General features: G+C 60.4%; 16 protein-coding genes. 4 read left to right on the forward strand and 12 right to left on the reverse strand.

Annotated features, from left to right (window positions below; all coding sequences use genetic code 11):
- From CK498_RS19540 to CK498_RS19550, 3 genes are all read left to right on the forward strand, one after another.
- A partial coding sequence (locus CK498_RS19540) for a zinc-binding dehydrogenase (protein ID WP_141246984.1) occupies positions 1 to 374 on the forward strand: 374 nt, incomplete at its 5' end.
- A 103-nt stretch (positions 375 to 477) separates the two neighbouring features.
- Positions 478 to 1209 carry an S-(hydroxymethyl)glutathione synthase gene (gfa, locus tag CK498_RS19545; RefSeq protein WP_229359151.1) on the forward strand — a complete coding sequence of 244 codons (732 nt, stop codon included), beginning with the start codon at positions 478 to 480 and terminating at the stop codon, positions 1207 to 1209.
- Positions 1210 to 1563: 354 nt separating this feature from the next.
- Complete coding sequence (locus CK498_RS19550; RefSeq protein ID WP_095622796.1) at positions 1564 to 2448, forward strand: LysR substrate-binding domain-containing protein; 885 nt, start codon at positions 1564 to 1566, stop codon at positions 2446 to 2448.
- A 29-nt stretch (positions 2449 to 2477) separates the two neighbouring features.
- Here CK498_RS19550 and CK498_RS19555 read toward each other — a convergent pair whose 3' ends face one another.
- The 9 genes from CK498_RS19555 to CK498_RS19595 all read right to left on the reverse strand — a co-directional run bounded on the left by CK498_RS19555 (position 2478) and on the right by CK498_RS19595 (position 14888).
- Positions 2478 to 3671 carry an MFS transporter gene (locus tag CK498_RS19555; protein ID WP_095622547.1) on the reverse strand — a complete coding sequence of 398 codons (1194 nt, stop codon included), beginning with the start codon at positions 3669 to 3671 and terminating at the stop codon, positions 2478 to 2480.
- A 114-nt stretch (positions 3672 to 3785) separates the two neighbouring features.
- A complete protein-coding gene (locus CK498_RS19560) occupies positions 3786 to 5294 on the reverse strand; it encodes a tripartite tricarboxylate transporter permease (RefSeq protein ID WP_095622548.1) in 1509 nt (502 codons plus the stop codon).
- Between the two features lie 9 nt (positions 5295 to 5303).
- Positions 5304 to 5801: a tripartite tricarboxylate transporter TctB family protein gene (locus CK498_RS19565; RefSeq protein ID WP_095622549.1), complete on the reverse strand. Its 498-nt coding sequence runs from the start codon at positions 5799 to 5801 to the stop codon at positions 5304 to 5306.
- Between the two features lie 160 nt (positions 5802 to 5961).
- Complete coding sequence (locus CK498_RS19570; RefSeq protein ID WP_095622550.1) at positions 5962 to 8037, reverse strand: 3-hydroxyacyl-CoA dehydrogenase NAD-binding domain-containing protein; 2076 nt, start codon at positions 8035 to 8037, stop codon at positions 5962 to 5964.
- On the reverse strand, positions 8030 to 10144 hold the full coding sequence (locus tag CK498_RS19575) for an acetate--CoA ligase family protein (protein WP_095622551.1): 2115 nt from the start codon (positions 10142 to 10144) through the stop codon (positions 8030 to 8032). Before CK498_RS19575 ends, CK498_RS19570 begins: the two co-directional genes overlap by 8 nt.
- On the reverse strand, positions 10141 to 11025 hold the full coding sequence (locus tag CK498_RS19580; protein ID WP_229359152.1) for an enoyl-CoA hydratase/isomerase family protein: 885 nt from the start codon (positions 11023 to 11025) through the stop codon (positions 10141 to 10143). Before CK498_RS19580 ends, CK498_RS19575 begins: the two co-directional genes overlap by 4 nt.
- Positions 11026 to 11184: 159 nt before the next feature.
- Positions 11185 to 12183 carry a tripartite tricarboxylate transporter substrate binding protein gene (locus tag CK498_RS19585; protein ID WP_095622553.1) on the reverse strand — a complete coding sequence of 333 codons (999 nt, stop codon included), beginning with the start codon at positions 12181 to 12183 and terminating at the stop codon, positions 11185 to 11187.
- Between the two features lie 135 nt (positions 12184 to 12318).
- Positions 12319 to 13656 (reverse strand): MmgE/PrpD family protein, encoded by a 1338-nt coding sequence (locus tag CK498_RS19590; protein ID WP_095622554.1) that lies wholly within the window; start codon positions 13654 to 13656, stop codon positions 12319 to 12321.
- Positions 13653 to 14888, reverse strand: coding sequence for a CaiB/BaiF CoA transferase family protein (locus CK498_RS19595; protein WP_095622555.1), 1236 nt, complete (start codon positions 14886 to 14888; stop codon positions 13653 to 13655). Before CK498_RS19595 ends, CK498_RS19590 begins: the two co-directional genes overlap by 4 nt.
- 215 nt (positions 14889 to 15103) lie before the next feature.
- On the opposite strand from CK498_RS19595, the gene CK498_RS26225 reads away from it, so the two are divergent.
- Positions 15104 to 15244, forward strand: coding sequence for a hypothetical protein (locus tag CK498_RS26225; protein WP_176475847.1), 141 nt, complete (start codon positions 15104 to 15106; stop codon positions 15242 to 15244).
- A 46-nt stretch (positions 15245 to 15290) separates the two neighbouring features.
- Here CK498_RS26225 and CK498_RS19600 read toward each other — a convergent pair whose 3' ends face one another.
- The 3 genes from CK498_RS19600 to CK498_RS19610 form a co-directional block, all read right to left on the reverse strand.
- Positions 15291 to 15767, reverse strand: a complete 477-nt coding sequence (locus CK498_RS19600; RefSeq protein WP_095622556.1) for a MarR family winged helix-turn-helix transcriptional regulator — start codon at positions 15765 to 15767, stop codon at positions 15291 to 15293.
- 104 nt (positions 15768 to 15871) lie between these two features.
- Positions 15872 to 16804 carry a helix-turn-helix domain-containing protein gene (locus tag CK498_RS19605; RefSeq protein WP_095622557.1) on the reverse strand — a complete coding sequence of 311 codons (933 nt, stop codon included), beginning with the start codon at positions 16802 to 16804 and terminating at the stop codon, positions 15872 to 15874.
- Positions 16805 to 16904: 100 nt separating this feature from the next.
- Entirely contained in the window at positions 16905 to 18233 is a 1329-nt protein-coding gene (locus tag CK498_RS19610) for a hypothetical protein (protein ID WP_095622558.1), read from the reverse strand.
- Between the last annotated feature and the right edge of the window lie 7 nt (positions 18234 to 18240).

The following is an 18240-nucleotide window of genomic DNA, read 5'->3' on the forward strand; positions in this document are numbered from 1 at the left end:
AGCAGGTGATCGTCGACCTCACCGACGGCGGCGTCGACTACTCCTTCGAGTGCATCGGTAACGTCAACGTGATGCGCTCGGCGCTGGAGTGCTGCCACAAGGGCTGGGGCGAATCGATCATCATCGGCGTGGCTGGGGCCGGCGAGGAGATCTCCACGCGGCCGTTCCAGCTGGTCACCGGGCGGGTCTGGAAGGGCTCGGCGTTTGGCGGGGTCAAGGGTCGCTCGGAGCTGCCGGGCTACGTGGAGCGCTATATGAACGGCGAGCTGAAGATCGACGAGTTCGTCACCCACGACATGCCGTTCGAGCAGATCAACGAGGCCTTCGAGCTACTGCATGCCGGCAAGAGCATTCGTACTGTTTTGCATTTTTAAACGCGCCGCTTTTTGATCACGCCCGAAGCCGCGTGACGCGCAATGAAAGCAATATGCGCCCGCGAAGGCGCCAAGGTAGCAACAACAAGAGAGGTTAACTGCCATGCTGACACGAATGAGCCTGAACCCGGAGCGCAAGCCTATGAGCCTGATGGATATCCTGAAACGCTGGTTCGGCGGCCAGAGCGCCACGCCCGCCGCCAGCAGCCATCGCCCTGAGCCCAAGGCTGCGCCCAGCGCCGCGGCGGCGACCCAGGCCCCACCCACCAGCAATACCAAGATCCATCCCGCGGTGGATGGTGGCGTAAAGGCCGGCAGCGATGCCTTCAATGGCGGCACCCTGCACTGCCGCTGCGACAGCAACAAGGTCGAGGTGACGGTCAAGGCGCAGTGCGCCCACAACCACGTGTGCGGCTGCACCAAGTGCTGGAAGCCCAATGGCGCAACCTTCTCGATGGTCGCGGTGGTGCCCCGCGACAGCCTCAGCGTCACCGCCAACGAGGACAAGCTCGAGGTGGTCGACGCCTCGGCGGCGATTCAGCGCCACGCCTGCAAGGGCTGCGGCGTACATATGTACGGGCGCATCGAGAACACCGACCACCCCTTCCACGGACTGGACTTCATCCACACCGAGCTCTCCAACGACAGCGGCTGGGCCGGCCCGGAGTTCGCCGCCTTCGTCTCCTCGATCATCGAGGGTGGCACCCACCCAGACAACATGGACGACGTGCGCAGCCGCCTCAAGCAGCTTGGCCTGGAGCCCTACGACTGCCTGTCGCCGCCGCTGATGGACGCCATCGCCACCCACACCGCCAAGGCCAAGGGCGTGCTCTGACACTGCCTGGCAACAACACGCCAACGGGCCACCTCCAGGGTGGCCCGTTGGCGTTTCTGGCTCGGAGAAACGCCCGAGAGAGGAGCCGATGAAGCTCCCTGGTTTTGTCATAATGTAGGACAGGATTAGCTGCGCATTCACCCCATAAACCTTGCGGTGCAGGCTTACCGCCATTGGTAATATTTTTTTCAAACAAGAGAACAGTCGACTCCCCAGCCAAGACACTGGCATGCCAGAGGTAGTGATAAGCATTGCGACTAGATGTTGATTAGGGATGCACTTTTCTGGCTCAGTGCGTATCATAATTTTCAGAAATATTTCGCCCCCACCATCCTAAGAACCCTTGGTATCATTATGAGCCATCCTCTGCCACCGCTAAATCCACTGAGAGCATTTGAGGTGGCTGCTCGCCTTCGCAGCCTGACACGTGCTGCTGATGAGCTTCATGTATCTCAGGTTGCTGTCAGTCGCCAAGTCAAGGTACTGGAAGATTATCTAGGGGTGGCGTTATTCACGCGCCTACACCGAGGTATAGAGCTTACACAAGAAGGTGCTGAACTCTATGATGGAGTCAAGGGAGCCTTCCGTGACATTGAAATTGCTGCAAGGAAAGTATCAAGAAGAAATCAGCGTGACACACTATCCATACAGTCTTATACGACTTTTTCACAGCGCTGGTTAATACCTCGGCTGGCTGACTTTCATAAAAGAAACCCGCAGCTTGAGGTGAAGCTTTCTTCATCATTAAAGCCCGTCGACTTCGGCTTACAAAACGTGGATGCCGCCATCCGTTCGGGTCATGGCGACTGGCCAGGCCTGCACGCAGAAAAACTGGTCGACATCGAGCTGATCCCGATCGTATCGGCATCCCTATGGGCGACAGAAAACCTGGCAAAAGATGATATTTCACGAGTTCGTCTATTGCACTCGATGGCGCGCCCGGATGATTGGAAGAAGTGGATAGAGGCAAGCAGCAATCAGGCTGATCCTGAAATGGGGATCAAGTTCGACACCTCTGCGCTGGCCTATGAAGCTGCCTCGATGGACATTGGCTGCGCCATCGCCATCAAGGTATTTATCGAGCGCCAGCTTCAGGACGGCAGCTTCGTGGCGCTATCGGACTTCATCTGCAAGACGGGGGAGGCTTATTACTTGACCTGGCCAAAAGACGCCCACCCCTCGGATGCACTGCTGAGGTTTCTGGAGTGGATGAGAGGGTTGATAGATCAGCCGCTATGATAGAAATCAACCTGGTAGAAGCCTATCTATCAGTCAGCAAATTTCCGAACAAGTGTCTTGCCATAACGATGTCGAAGCCATTTAAATATCGCCAGATGCAAGAACAGCAGCACTCCGCAGATGAAATAGGCCACCGCAAAACCACCGAGCTGTGTGGCAAATCCTAGAAGCAACGGCGCGAGGAACTGCATGGCTCGGTTGGCCATGAGCCGTATCGACAAGGCTTGCGCCCTCTGCTCTTCGAGTACTTCTTCGGCGATCACCACCATCGAAAGCGGCTGAGAAAGCCCCACCCCTACCCCTACCAGGATCGAGAAGAAGCACAGCAGGTAGAAATTGCCTGCAAAGCCAGTCAGCAACAGGCCTGACGCCATGAATGCCATGGTCAATGCCATAGTCGCGTAACGTCCGCGAAGGAGACGGACGATCATGCTCGTGAAAGGCCTGATCGCCATCGAGGAGAAAGCGCGCAGGCTGACAATGAGCCCGATCGTGGTGCCGGAAAGTGCCAGGCTTTCCAGGTATACGGGGAGATAGCTGGAGTGCGCACCCAGCGCCAGCATCGCCGCGATCGACGCAATCATGGATAGCTGAACGCCATGCGTGTTCTTCACGAGCGTCAGCTGTCTCGCCAACCCCACTCGCAAGCCGACTTTTTCCTTTGTGCCACCATGCCCCTTTCTCTTGTTGGAGATAAAGATCGCCACCAGTGAAACCAGGGACAAAAGAAAAGCAGCCTGGATAGCGCCCGCAGGACCACCCCGATAATCGATCATCCATCCGGCCAGCAAGGGTCCGAGCATTTGGCCGACGGAGAGAAACGTCGTGTACCAACCAAAATAGCGCTCCAGCTTGGTGCCCCTGCCGAAGTAGGTCACGGCCGTCTGCGCCGAGATGATCATCATCAGTTGCGCCAGGCCGATCACCAGCTGCCCTGCGACCAGCCCCGTGAAGCCAGGCAGTGCGGCCAGCAGCCATGCGCCCAGCACCATGCCCGCCGCACCCAGCTGCAGGGGGCGTGTACTCCCCCAGCGCGCGACAAGCGAGCCAAACGACAGCGCCAGGAACAGCGGCAGAACGTAGGGCGCGCTAACCAGCAGCCCCAGGGCCAACGGCGTTGCGCCAAGCTCGATGGCTGCTAGCGGCACGGCCACCAGCAGCATCGTTTGCACGAGGAAGGCGACGCTCAAGCTCAGGCAAATACACGCAAACTCCATTCGCATCGCACGCTTCCCTCTTGGCCAGGCCCTGATGGAGGTCCTGGTGCTGAATCAGCAGAAAACATGAAGGGGTGGACAGCCAACGTTGCCCACCCCATACCTTACCGGTCGCTTCAACTATCTGACGATCGGGCGCTGACGACGGTATCCCTTGATCTTGTTGCGGAAAAGCCCCAGCGCCGGCAAGAGGAACGACAGCAGCGCAATCGCTAGCAGCGTGGCACTCAGGGGGTTGGTCACGAACGTCGTTACATCGCCATTCGAAATGGAAAGGGCACGGCGCAGGTTCGTTTCCAGCATATCGCCCAGCACCAGTGCCAGGATGACGGGAGCCAAGGGAATGTTGACCTTGCGCAGCACGTACCCGATGACACCGAATGCCAGCGTCACATAGACCGGGAACATCGAGCTTTCGGAAGCATAGGCGCCAATCAGGCTGATCGAGGCAACGATGGCGGCTATCGCCGGGCGCGGAATATCGGCCACTTTGGCCCAGAATCTGGCGCCGGCCAGCCCGATGAACACCATAATCGGCACGCTGATCCACAGCGAGACAAAGACCGTATAGGGAATCTGCGGGTTGGTGGTGAACAGCAGCGGTCCGGGCTGTATGCCGTGGATCATGAGCGCACCGATCATGATGGCCGTAGTGGCAGACCCGGGGATACCCAAGGCCAGCATCGGCGCCAACGAACCGGATACCGAGGCGTTGTTCGCCGTCTCCGAGGCGGCAATGCCCTCGTAGCTGCCCTTGCCGAACAGCTCGGGCTTTTTGGAAAAACGCTTGGCAACGGCGTAAGAGACAAAGGAGCCGACGGAGGCACCCGCGCCCGGTATCACCCCGACAAAGTAGCCGATGAGAGAGCTCCTCAGGAACAGCATCTTCATCTTGTAGAACGTCTTGAAAGGCACCGCCAAGATCCCGCTCATGGGCTGGTTCTTGGTCTTATGGCTGGCCCCCGCCTCGATCATGTACAGCACTTCAGAGAGGGCGAACAGCCCCAGCAAGGCAGGCACCAGGGGCAGCCCCTCGAAGAAATCGGGATGGTAACTGAAGCGAGGCACTCCCGTCTGGGTATCCAGGCCGATCGTGGCCAGGGCCAGCCCTATCCCCATGGCCAGGGCGCCTTTCAGCAGCGAGCCGGAGGATAGACTGGATACCAGGCTCAGGCCGAGAAGGGCGAGTGCGAAGTAAGCGGTAGGGCCGAAATTGAGCGCATATTCAGAAAGCGGCACGGCGGTCAGGAACAGCAGAACCGCGCTGGCGAAGATACCCACGCCCGAAGAGATGATGGAGATGTTCAGCGCAATGCCCGTTTTCCCCTGCTTGGTCAACGGATAGCCATCCCAGGCCGTGGCAACCGCGGCCGCCGTGCCGGGTGAGTTGAGCAATATGCCGGATATGGCGCCGCCGTACTCGGCCGCGGCAAAGAGAGAAACCAGCATGACGATGGAGACAATGGGGTCCATGCCATAGGTAAAGGGAATCATCAGTGCGATACCCAGGCTAGGCCCCAAGCCGGGGATGGCGCCGATCAGGTAACCGATGAGGGCGCCCGCGACGAGGCCAATAGGAACCATCGGATTCGCAAAGGCATCCAGGCCTATCAGGAGATTGTCAATCATGATCACACCTCAATCGAAATAGACGCCAAGTACCAGCACGAAGAGGACATAAATACCGACGGATAACAGTGGAGGCAGGCCAAGCAAAAGGAGATAACGTCTTTCGCCCCCCAGCCACATCACCAGCAACGCAAGCAGTGCAATACCGACAAGAGGCCCGGTCCACGGGAGAGTCATAACCATGGCGAGCATGACGGCGATCGTCAGCGCCACTTGAGCCGGTCGACTAATCGCAACGAAGGGCTCCACTTCGTCCTTTCGCGGCACAACCAATGAAACGACGAGAAGAGCCAGCAAGGATGCCCCGATGACCAGCGAGACGATAAAGGGAAACCCACCGGCCCCCACGCCACGAGCTGATCCCGGCAGGCCCAGGGCCTCCTTGAAGTAAAAGGCATTGACCAGGAAAAGGACGATATAAACGAAAACCTCGAACCCTTTTTTGCTTATCCTGATCTCCGAAACGACGTCATCCCTGGCTTCGGCATCATGTGATAAATCACTCATTGGCGCTCTCCAGAATTCTTGTAATGTTCAACAGCACATCCAAGTCTTTTCATCATCATGGCGCATAAACATAGCCTGAGACACTGACTATTCTTCAGTCTCGACCGACGAAAACGTTAGGGCCAAACTAGACGAAAGGAGAATGGATGATTCCTGCCGTCTAGCCTCTCAGCGTGTCGATGCTAACCAAGCTGGCATCGCCCCGCTCATGGCCCTTGCCGCTTACCTCGGCGAGCCATTCGAGCGCAGCCGTGAGCCGCTCGTTGCCCAGTTGGCGCGCAATGAAGACAGGCCCACCCCGCCAGCGCGGGAATCCGTAGCCATGCACGAGCGCGATGTCGATATCCTCGGGTCGCTGGCAGACACCTTCACCAAGCAACAGCAACGCCTCGTTGATCAGGGCGAGCAGCGCTCGCTGCTGAATCTCCTCGTTACTGAACGTCCTCGCCTCGATACCCTGTTCCTGGCGGTACCAGTCGATGATCGCGGCGACCTCGGGGTCCGAGACGGGGCCTTTGCCTTCGCCATAGCGGTAGTAGCCCTTGCCCGTCTTGCGCCCCAGGCGCCCGGCTTCACAGATCAGATCGGGTATCCCGACATAGCGGCGTAGATGCCGGGTGGCCATGGTCTGCTGGCGCATCTTCCAGGCGATATCCAGCCCGGACATGTCGGCCACCTTGAACGGCCCCATGGCCAAGCCATACGCTTCCAGGGCGGCATCGATCCGTTCGGGGCTGGCGCCCTCCTCCAGCATGAACTCGCACTGGCGGCGATAGGCCGCGTACAGCCGGTTGCCGACGAATCCCCAGCTGTTGGCGACCACAATCGCCTTTTTCTTCAAGCGCCGTGAGAACGTGATGGCGGCGCTGAGCGTTTGCTCGCTGGTCGTTCTGCAACGCACCACCTCGAGCAGCGCCATACGCTGCGCGGGGCTGAAGAAGTGCAGTCCCAGGACGCGCTCCGGATGGGCCACGCCCTCCGCGATCCGGTCGATATCGAGATAGGAAGTATTGGTCGCCAGCAGTGTCTCCTCGCCGACAAGACCGGCAAGGTCGGCAAACAGCGCCCGCTTGACGTCGAGATCCTCGATGATGGCTTCAATGACCAGATCCGTGCCGACTACCGCCTGGATCTCCTGGGTGGGGCGCAGTCTCGCCAGCATCTCGTCGCGCCGCTCGGCTGTCATGCGACCGCGCCGGATATTGCCTTCCAGCTCGTCTGCGATGCGCTTCACCCCCGCCTCGAGGGCCGCAGCATTGAGCTCCAGTAGATCGACCGTATAGCCGGCCTGCAGCACGCAGAGGGCGATGCCGCTGCCCATGGTGCCGGCACCGAACACCGAGACCCGCTTCAGTGAGCGCGGCTCCACGGCCTGGGTCGGAGTGAAGGGCTGGGCTCGTTCGGCGAAGAAGAGGTAGCGCAGCGCGCGTGCGGGTTCGCTGCCACGCAAGGCGAGGAAGTGAGCCCGCTCCTTGGCCACCGCTTCGGCAAAGCTCGACTTGCCGGCGCTCATGACCACCTCAACCGCCACGGCCGCCGCAGGCAAGCCGCGGGAGCGTGCCAGGAGCCTTTTCACCAGGGCCTGCAGCGTCGATTCATCGACGGGCGCGACCTCACGCTCGGCCAGGGGCCGCTTGCCGCCCCGGTAGCGGCTCGCGTAGGCCAGGATCTCGGCCTGCTGCGCCGCTTCTTCCGTGGCCACCAGCAGTTCGTCCACCAGCCCGACCTCGCTGGCCTCGACGGTACCGATGGGCTTGCCGCTGACGATCATCTCCAGCGCCTTGGGCAGCCCCACGGCGCGCGGCAGGCGCTGGGTACCCCCGGCGCCGGGAATGACACCGACGCTGACCTCGGGCAATCCAAGCGTGGCGCTGGGCGTCGCCAGCCGCACATCGCAGGCCAGGGCCAGCTCCAGCCCACCGCCCAGGGTGTGGCCCTTGACGACGGCAATCACCGGCAGCGGAAAGCCAGCCAGCGCTGCCGTCACTTGAGGAAGCGTCGGCTCGGTCGGCTCGCTTTCCAGCTCGTGCAGGTCGGCGCCGGCCATCAGGTGCTGGCCCGCTCCCGTCAGCACGACAGCGGTGGCGCGTTGCACGTCGATCTCGCCCAGCGCGGCCAGGATGCCTCTGCGTACCGCATCGGTGCTGCTGTTGACCGGCGGGTTGTCGAGGGTGATGACCGCCACCGCCCCCTCCTGGCGAAGGTGGACCTGGCCGCCGCTGCACGGTTCAGCCATGGGCGTTTTCCTCCCCGCGCCCCTCGTCGAGGACGAGCACCGCGTCCGCTGCCACCACGCCCTGCCCTTCCGGCATGACGAACAGCGGGTTGATTTCCGAGGTCACCACGCGCTCGCCCAGCTCTGCCATCAGGGCGGAGAAATTGACGATCGCCTGCGCCAGCGCTTCGGTATCGCGCCGCGCTGCACCGCGATACCCGTCGAGCAGGGGCCAGGTGGTCAACTGCTGCATCATCTCCCTGGCCTGTTCCAGCGTGAGACCGCCCTGCACCGGCAACAGCCGGATGGCGGTGTCCTTGAACAGCTCGGCCGTGACGCCACCGGCCCCCAGCAGGATGGCCGTGCCCAGGGCATCGCGGTTGGCGCCCAGGATCAGCTCATGGCCGCCGGCCACCATTGCCTCCACCAGATAGGCGTCGGCACGACGTCCCACGTGGGACTCCACCTGATGTGCCATCTGCTCCAGGCGATCGCCAATGGTATCGGCATTCAGGTGCAGCGCCACGCCGCCAATGTCGCTCTTGTGCAGCAGGTTGGCGTCCAGCACCTTCAGCACGACCGGCGCTCCCACTTCACTGGCGGCGCGCTCGGCCTCTTCACGAGTGCGCACGACGCGGCTCGCCGGTACGGCAATGCCGGCCTGGGAGAACAGCTGCTTGGCGGCCGCTTCGTCAATCGCCCCCTGGGGCAGACCGCTCAGGTCGGGCAGTTGGACGCTCGGCTGGCTGGCCCCAGCACTCAGCGGCTGGCCGGTGAGATACAGGGCTTCCAGTACCGCGCTGCAGCTTTCCGGCGAGCTGAAACCGGGAATCGCCGCCCGGTTCAGGCGCTGCAGCGTATTCGGTGCATAGGGGCTGACGTAGGCCAGCACCGGCTTGTCGCTGGCACCGAGGCTGTCGCTGATCGCACCAACCACCAGGTCCGGCATGGCCAGGCCCGAGGAGCCGATGATCACGATCAAGGCATCGTAGCTGTCGCTTTCGAGCAGGATACGAATCGCTTGCCGCAGCAGATCGGGCTGCAGCCCCGCCAGGGTCACGTCGATGGGGTTACGGTCGAGCGCCGTTGGCGTATCGCCCTGCAGGGCGCGCAGTTTCTCCGCGGTGGCCTGGTCCGGCGGTGGCGTCTCGAAGCCATTGATCCCCAGGCTGTCGGCGATGAGCGTACCGGCACCACCGGTGGAGGTCAGCACGGCGACGCGACGCCCCGCCAGTTGGCGGCCGGCCACCAGCACGGCGGGCACGTCGAGGAATTCGTCGAAGGTATTGACGCGGATGACGCCCAGTTCGCGGAAGAAGGCATCGTAGACCCGGTCCTCTCCCGCGAGTGCTCCCGTGTGCGAGCTGGCGGCGCTGGCTCCCGCCTCGGAGCGCCCGATCTTGAACACCACCAGAGGCTTGCCTGCTTCGCGGGCCCGGATCGCCACCTCACGGAAACGTGCCGGGTGACGAATGCTCTCCAGGTAGAGCGCAATCACCTTGGTGTTGGGATCGTCGATCAGATACTCGACGAAGTCGCTCACTTCCAGGTCCACCTCGTTGCTGGTGGAGATGAGCGAGGAGAGGCCGATGCCCCGGCCCGCCGCACGCGAAAGCAGCGCCCCCAGGATGCCGCCGCTCTGCGAGACGACCGCCACGCTACCGGCAGGCAGCTCGCTGACCTCCAAGGCCCCGCTGGCGGAAAGGGGGATGCCGGCCGTCAGGTTGACCAGACCGATGGTGTTCGGCCCCAGGATGCGCATGGAGCCGGCGGCCTCCTTCAGCTGTGCCTGAAGATTCTGGCCCTCTTCTCCCGCTTCCGCATAACCGCTGGCGAGCACCACCGCGGCCTTGCAGCCCAGTTGGGCCAGTCCGCGAACCGCATCGATGCTGCGCCTGGCATTGAGCAGCACCAAGCCGACATCCGGGGCCTCCGGCAGCGCCTCCACGTTCGGGTAGCAGGTGAGGCCCTGAATCTCCTCGGCCTTGGGGTTGACCGGATAAATCGCTCCTTCGAAGCCGTGCTTGATCAGGTAGGAAACGGGCAGCCCCGAGGTCTTTTTCGGATCGGCGGAAGCGCCGATCACCGCAATGCTGCGCGGATTGAGGAGGGCATCGATCTGGTTCACTGCTGGGCCTCCTTCATGCGATCGAGAAAGGCCTGCACCGAGCTGCGATGCTCTTGTGATGTGTAACAGATGCCCTGGGCCTTGCTGCCCTCGGCGAACACCTGGTGCTCGGACATCTCGTAGCTCTTGTTGATGACCGATTTGGTCAGCGCGATGGCCGTACGCGAGCCGCTGCTCATCTCATCCGCCATGGCCTGGGCCGAGCTCAACAGCGCATCGGCACTGCAAAGCTGATCCGCGATGCCCAATTGCAGGGCCTCTTCGGCATTTACCCGGCGACCGCTGAAGATCAGCGCCTTGGCACGCGCCAGGCCGACACGACGGGGCAGGAAGTACATGCCGCCGCCGTCCGGCACCAGCCCACGGGCGATATAGGCCCAGGTGAAATGGGCATACTCGGATGCCACGACGAAGTCACAGGAGAGGGCCAGGTCCGCCCCCAAACCGGCCGCCGCCCCGTTCACGGCAGCCACGGTGGGAATCGGCAGATTAAGGAGCAGGCTGGCGGCGTAGTGGACGCCTTGCTGGCGCTCCCAGCCGTTGAATCCCACCGTGGCAGGGTCGGCCTCCATCCGCGTTTTCATGCCGGCAATATCACCGCCGGCACAAAAACCCTTGCCGCTCCCGGTGATGACCAAGGCGCGAATGGAGCGATCAGTGCGGATCGACAGCAGATGCGCCACCAGTTCGGCCCGCATGGCATCGCTCATGGCGTTGCGCTTGTCGGGACGGTTCAGCGTCAGCAGGGCGATTCCGTTATCGACCGTACAGTTGACCAGCTCGTTCTGGCTCATGACACACCCCTCTTGAATGACAGCCGTCATGTAGAAAAAATTATTTAAAGAATGAAGCCCAACGGCTTTTTCTATAAACCAGGCCATTACCTGTTCGAACTTGAATTCGAAGGAGAAAAGGCCCCGCCCATGGCCGAGTGAAAATTTCGTAGCCACAGGAAAAACGGGGCATAAACAGGACACGTAATTCTTGAATAAGCCAGCGAGGCAGAGACATTAACCTTGCCGCACCGACTTATAAACTTCCTAATCGTCAGACTTTTCCAGTTCGCCCTTGGCGACTTCACTTATCCTTCTTGCAAACTCCGTATACTCCTCCGGCCCCATCCATGAATCGGTGACACCGGCGTTCCGTGCATACTCCTGGTAATGCTCGGAGCGCATGGCTTCATGGAATGCATCGGCGATCTGCTGCTGTGTCTCCATCGGGATGCCGGCGGGACCAAAGACGCCACGAACCTGAACCCAACCGGTATCGATGTCGACTCCTTGCTCTGCGAAGGTGGGAACGTCCGGCAGTCCTTCTAGTCTTTCATCCGCAATGACACCGACTCCTTGAATGCGGTCAGCATCAAAAAAGCTCTTTAGTGCACTGAGGTTGGAGATACCCACGTCCACGTGACCACCCATGACAGCGGCAATGATGTCGGGCGTGCCGTTATAGGCGATCCACTCGAATTCGACATCGGCCTCATTTTCAAGCATGGAAATCGCGATATTCTGCGTAGATCCGCGTGGACCAAAGCCCCCTATGCTGACTTTCTCACTCCCATTCCCAGCCTTTTCGATCAGTTCCCCAACGCTCTCGATCCCCGTCTCACTCCTGGAGAAGACGATATGCACGTCTTCCTGCGCCGAGGCGATCCAGGCAAAGTCATCCAGCGCGAAAACGCCGTTGAGATTGGTCAGCATCCCGGTGAAGTGGGAAAGCGTATTGATGCCCAGCGCCAGGCCGTCGGGCTTCGCACTGCGAACGCGGGACATCTGGGTAGCACCCGCACCGCCTGGCGAATTGATAACGACGATCTGCTGCCCGATCATGGGCTCCATCGTTTCAGCCAGCGTTCTGATGAAAACATCGGCCGAACCGCCCGCCTGGGTATGCATGACGAAATTGACAGTGCCTGTCGGCCAATCGCTATCGTCTGCGGCCGCAAAGCTTCCAGCAAAAGTTGCGGTCAACAACGAAGCGGCGGCAGCGCTAACAACCGTTTTAGAAAACGTGCTCTTGAAGTTATTGTTCATTTGTTTCACCTCATTGACTTATCAATCACAAGAACCAAGCATCAACATTGACAATGCTGGCATGCCCTAAAAAACGCTTCCACCGACGATAAATTGGTGCTTGGCCAACCTTTGGTTCAGCGAATGCTAGATCGACTACCCAAGCCCACCTGGCAGTTCATTGCCCCACAAGATGTTGTTCTTGATCTGTTCGAGCTCGGGTCGTGGAAGAATGCCTGTCGTCAACTCATCGTATTTCTCGATCAGCTCATCATCCGACATGGGATCTTCCGGATCCCCCTTGCGGGTCTCCTGGAAATGAATGTGCTTCTTGCCGTCATTGGTCGTCACGATGATGTTGGCCATCCGCTTCGCGGGATATTCTTTGGCGATGTCCGATCTTTCCGATACCGTCACTCTTTTCATCAGGTCGCGTACTCGCGTATCGCTCAGCATGGCGCTTTCGAACGCCTGCAGTCTGACTTTCCCTAATACCACAAAAGCAGCAATGCAATACTGCAGACTGAACCTGGCTTCCTGATCTGAGTTCGGTGCGGGCCGATTGCACATCGAGTAGGTTGCACCATACCCCTCGATGTGGATCCTCTGGATCTGGTTAAGCGGTATGTTCTCTCTTTCTCTGAGCACCTTAAGTCCATCAAGGGCTGGAAAGATATGCCCGCAACAGCCGTGATTCTTGATCGTCATTCGCGTGATGGGTGTCCATTCACCTAGGCCATCCAGAGCAACATCCCAGTTCCCTGTGGAGTCACTTGTCGCAGCAGCGAAGCCGTTGGGCGCATTTAGGCTATCGAGCGATGCCGTTACACCATGCGATGCCGCCATTCCGGCCATCAGCCCAGCATCCGCCGCATGGCCGGCATGCAGCGGCTTGGCCATGCCTTCGCCTTGCAGGTTCTGTTGATGCCCGCCAGCGAAGCTGCTCGAAAGGGCAATGGCGTGGCCGATTTGCGGCTGGCTAGCGCCGAGGAGCATCGCCGTAGAGACTGCCGCGCCGATGGTGCCCACGGTGGCCGAGGTGTGCCAGTAGGTGTAGTGGCTTGGCTGTATGGCTAGTGCAATGCGGCAGCCGACTTCGTAGCCACCGATAATGGCTCGATGAAGCCTGTCCCGAGACGCACTAACGTCCTGTGCAATGGCTAGCGCCGCTGCAATGGTCGAACTACCTGGATGGTAACCACCGTCCTTGAAGATATCGTCGAACTCGACGGTATGGCTGGCCGTGGCGTTCAACAAGGCGGCATACCTTGGCGTGCCTTCGAGCCCATCCACATAGCACATGGCCTTGCCAGTACCACGGGTAGTCGAAAAGGCCTCGGATAACAGAGTTGCCGGGGCATGACGCGTACCAGGCAGCGTAGTAGCGAACCAGTCCAGCAACGCCCTGCGTGTCGCCCAGTCGACCTCTGGCGTCAGCGGCCGGTGCTGCCAGTCGTTAGCGACTTGCGCTAAGCGCTCGATAGGATTCTTCATCGAGTTCCCCTGCGATCTGTCTGAACCGACGACGTGGGATACCCGATCACACCCGCCGCTTCCAATGCCCCCAGATCGCTCATTGAATAACCCAGGCTGGCGAGCAGTTCGACCGTCTGGGCGCCGACCTTCTGCGGTGGAGATGTGATACGCCGCTCGCCTGAGGACATCGTAAACGCCGAGATCGGCACGACCAGCTCACGCTCGTCGTTCTCCTCGATGGGTTGGCTGTGCAACATGCCTCTCGCGCCGACGTGAGGGTCGGCCAGGGTTTCTTCCAGACGCCTGATCCTCGCCGCCGGGATGCGCCGCTTCTGCAGGAACGTCTCCCAGTAATCCGCCGTCATGGTGCTGATGATTTCTGCAATGACCTTGGCTTCTTCCTCATGGCTATCGAGGCGCTGGTTGTTGTTCTCCTTGATCATGTCCTCCCGCCCCAGCGCCGTCCACAGGCGTTTTTGCTGGGTCAGATTGGAGGCAGCGATCATCAAGGGCTCATCGGAGGCCTGGTAGCACCCGATGGTGGCAAACGGAAACGTGTTGCCCTTTGGCTCCGGCTTTTTGCCGTTCCACAGTAGCGCGGTCAAATAGGGGCTTGTCAGCATCAAGGCCGTATCCAGCATCGACACATCGACGAACTGCCCCTTTCCCCCATTACGCTCGCGCTGAAAAAGCGCCGTCGTGATAGCAAAAGCCGCCGTCGTACCCGTGGCATAGTCGACGACCGGTGCACCGCTCTTGAGCGGTCCCGTCTGACGGTCTCCCGTCATTGCCATCATGCCTGAGAAGGCCTGAATCACATTATCGTAGGCCGTGAGCTCTCGGCGCGGCCCTGAGGAGCCAAAGGCAGAGATGGAACAGTAGATCAACGCTGGGTTGATGGCTGCCAGATCTTCATAGCCCAGCCCAAGCTGCTCCATGGCGCCCGGACGATAGTTTTCGACGAACACATCGGCCGTTGCCAACAGCTTCTTCATGATCTCTTGCCCTTCGGGTTTCTTTAAATCGATAGCGACGGCTTTTTTATTGCTGGCCTGAGACATAAAGGCGGTTCCCATACCCGCATCGTTCATCCCCCTATCAGCCCCCTGGAGACGCGCCTGATCCGGATCATCGGGAGACTCTACCTTGATGACGTCCGCCCCCAGAACGGCCACTTGATAAGTAGCAAAAGGACCCGCCAACACATGAGTAGCATCAATGATACGGATATTCTGAAATGGCGGATTCATAAGCTTCCTTATGGCATATATATTCTTTTATTATATCGAGACGACACGCCTAGTCTGCACACCGTCAACAGCCGGAAAGTGGTGGAAGGTTTTCACTATTCTGATGGTAGGGAAATCAGCAGAGACCGTGTAGTGACAATAAATCAGGCCTTGGACAACTTTATGTTTGCAGTCTTGCCAACTCAGAACACAACGAGCAGCGCCCAAGTGTCTGTATGGCGCGTTCGCTGCACGCCACCGAACGTACCCAGGCGAGCCATCCCGTCGAGCTGCAGCTAGAGTCGCAGGATGCCCCCTCGACCCAACTCATACGCAAGACCCGCTTCCTGGGGCCGGCCACCCTGCTCGAGGAGTAGCTAACGCCAATAGGGGTTGGCTTTCGTCGGCTTCTTCATTGAGCGCTCAAAGCGCATTCAGATTGCGGAACATCTTGCTCAAGCACTGGTTGATGTAGACGACCTCGTCCTTGCGCAGCCCCCTAAAGGCCTTTTCCACCACCTGAGCGGTGAGCTCTCTGGCCACGGCCAGCTTGGCCTCACCGCCCTCGGTCAGCTCCACTTCCGTGACCCGGCCATCCTGGGGCGAGGGAGCGGTCTTGAGCAGCTCTGCCTCCTGCATCTTGTAGACGATCTTAGTGATGGTGGAGAGCTTGGCCACGGCATGCACGGCGATGTCCGACATGCTCAGGCGACCTTGCTCATGCAGGATCATCAGTATCCGCCACTTGGAGGAGCTCAAGCCATGAGGCTTGAGCAGCGTGTCCACATCGGCACTGTACTTGGCGTTCAGCCGGGCCACCCAGTAGAACGGGAAGTCCTGGGCCCGGTAATCATCGGACAGCGGGAAGAAGGAGGATGCCAGTTCGTCCTTATCAACCATAGGGTGGGCGCTCCAGGGCGGCAAAATAGTGGAATATTCTAGCATATGCCCACCATAGCGAAAGCCGCGGCCTAAGGGTTGCGAACCGCGACGTTGGTCGTCATCTACTCCAACCGCCGTGTCTCGGAAGGGTATTCCCCAAACAGCTTGCAGTAGCTTGCCGAGAAGTGGCTCAAATGGCGGAACCCCATTTCATACGCCGCATCACCCACCGTGCACTCGCAAGCGGATGTGCTTGCCAGCCTCCTGCGCACCGCATTCAGCCGGATGCTACGCAGGAACTCCACCGGGCGGATGCCCACCACTCGCTGAAAGCTGTTCTGCAACGTCCGGCGACTCACCCGCAAGCGCTCGCACAGCTCGAGCACGCTGAGTGGATTGCTCGGATCGGCCAAGGCAAGCTCCTGGCTGCGCTTGACGATGTACGAACTCACCGCGAGTTCGCTGCGTTTCTGCTCGACATGCGCCTGCAGAAAAAGATCGAGCAGCGCAGCCATCAAGGTGTCCTCGATCTCCTTCTCGAGGACGGGCGCCTCGTGCTCCCCCAGTCGCAGGAAGCCATCGAAGTTCCGGCACACCTGCCCCTTCATCTCTTTCAACAGCCGCATCGGCACGTTGATGCCCGGCATGGAGAGCAGATGAGAGAACTGGGCTGAACCCAGCTCGATCTCCGCCAAACGGATAAAGCGCTCGAGATCGACGTTCAACGACATGAACGCCATCCCCTCCGGGGCATGCAGCAGGAACTCTTCGCCATCGCGCAGCAGCAGAACGCTGTTGGAGCTTACCTTGCAGCCTTGGATGATGGGGGGCCTTCCCGTGGCAAAGGCCATGCAGAACCGCTGCCTGGGCGCGTGTCCATGCTGGACGACGCGCTTGTCGAGCACCTCGTGAAAGACTTGAAAGCGCTCGCCCGAGACCTGGAAAAGCTCGCTCGAGAGGCGACCGGCACCGAGCTGGTCGTAGACCTGCTGCCACCCCTGTATCGCAGCCGCATGCTGCTGAGGGTCATGGAAGGAACGAACGTCGTAGCGCATACCCCCCCCCCGGGAAACGTCGCGTCATTAGCGACTCAGCAGCATGGGTCAGCTCATGGCACCGGCCGTCTAACACAATAGAGCTACCAGAATAGAGCGATCAGAAGAACGCCGCCAAGACGAGCTGGGCGTAAACGTTGGTGCCGTTGCCGCCCACCTGGGTGCCGCCCTCGGTTGCGTCCCTCTTGGGCTTGTACAGGCCCAGCAGGGGGCTGATGACGACGTTGTCGGTCACGGCCCACTCCGCGTACAGGTCCAGTTCCCTGGCATCCAGATTCTGCATACCGCGTCCCTTCAGGGTACTGAAGTCGAAGAACAGCGCCCCCAGGGTGAGGTTCTCCCTGGGGCTGGCCCTCAAGGCGACATGGTGGACATCGTTGTTGCGTGCAAAGGGCCCCGCATAGTTGGCCGCCACTTCGCCCTGCAGCCAGGTACCCAGTTGGGGACTGCTCAGGCCAGTGAACAGCGAATCCCAGTCTTCCGAATAGCGGGTATAGCGGTACGTCAGGCTGGGCGTCCAGGGAGTATCCGCAAAGGTGTAGCCGGCCTCGGCATACCAGGCGGTTTCCGAGCCGGCCTCCTTGTCCTGCCAGGCGTATTCGAAGGCGAAGTTGGCGTTCTCGATGCCGGCGTCGCCCTCCCCACGCAGGCCGTAGACGTTCATGCCGTCACGCTGCTCGAGAAAGTCGTCGGCCCACTCACGATTGACGTCAAGGCCATGCACCCAGGTCAGCCCGATAAGGCCTGCATCACCGGCATAGTCGAGGGTAGCGGCGGCCAGCTCGGTTTCTGCCTGGGCCAGGTTATCGGACTTGAGCCAGGCGGCCGTCCCATGCAGGCCCTGCTCCCCGCCGAGGCGCAGCACCGCGGTACGGTCAAAGGCATGCCTGGCCGCCAGGTAATAGGCGCCGCCACGATCCAGGGCACCATCGGCCGGCCCCCTGCCCAGATTCAACCCATCGTCGTTGATGATGAAGCCCCTGCCAAGCTGGACGGCCTGCCGGCCAAACGAGACATCCATACCATCCGTACCCAGGGCGGGAAAGAGATCCGCGGAGCGCCATCCCAGGTAGGCGTCCTCGAGGGTGGTGCTGCGTTCCGTACCGATGCTGTTGCCGCCAGCATCGCCATCCCCCCAGGTGGCGGAGCTGACCCAGTTGAGGCCACCATACACAGTGCCGGCGCCGCCCAGCCCCTGATGGCCGTTGACGCCGTACTTGACGAAGCCCTCGCGCCAGCTGGAGCCATCCTCCCTGCCGTCGTAGTTCTTGCGGCTGTTCATCCAACCATGCACGGCCAGCAGATCGAGATTCAAGGCCCCATCGGCACTCGTTGCCAGTTCGTAGGCCTGGGCCTGACCCGCCTGCCCAATGGAAACCGTCAGCGCCAGAATCCCACTGGCTACCCAAGTCGTCTTGAAAGCATTCATCTTGTCA

It is taken from the genome of Halomonas salipaludis (assembly GCF_002286975.1).
In the GTDB taxonomy this organism is placed as follows: domain Bacteria; phylum Pseudomonadota; class Gammaproteobacteria; order Pseudomonadales; family Halomonadaceae; genus Franzmannia; species Franzmannia salipaludis.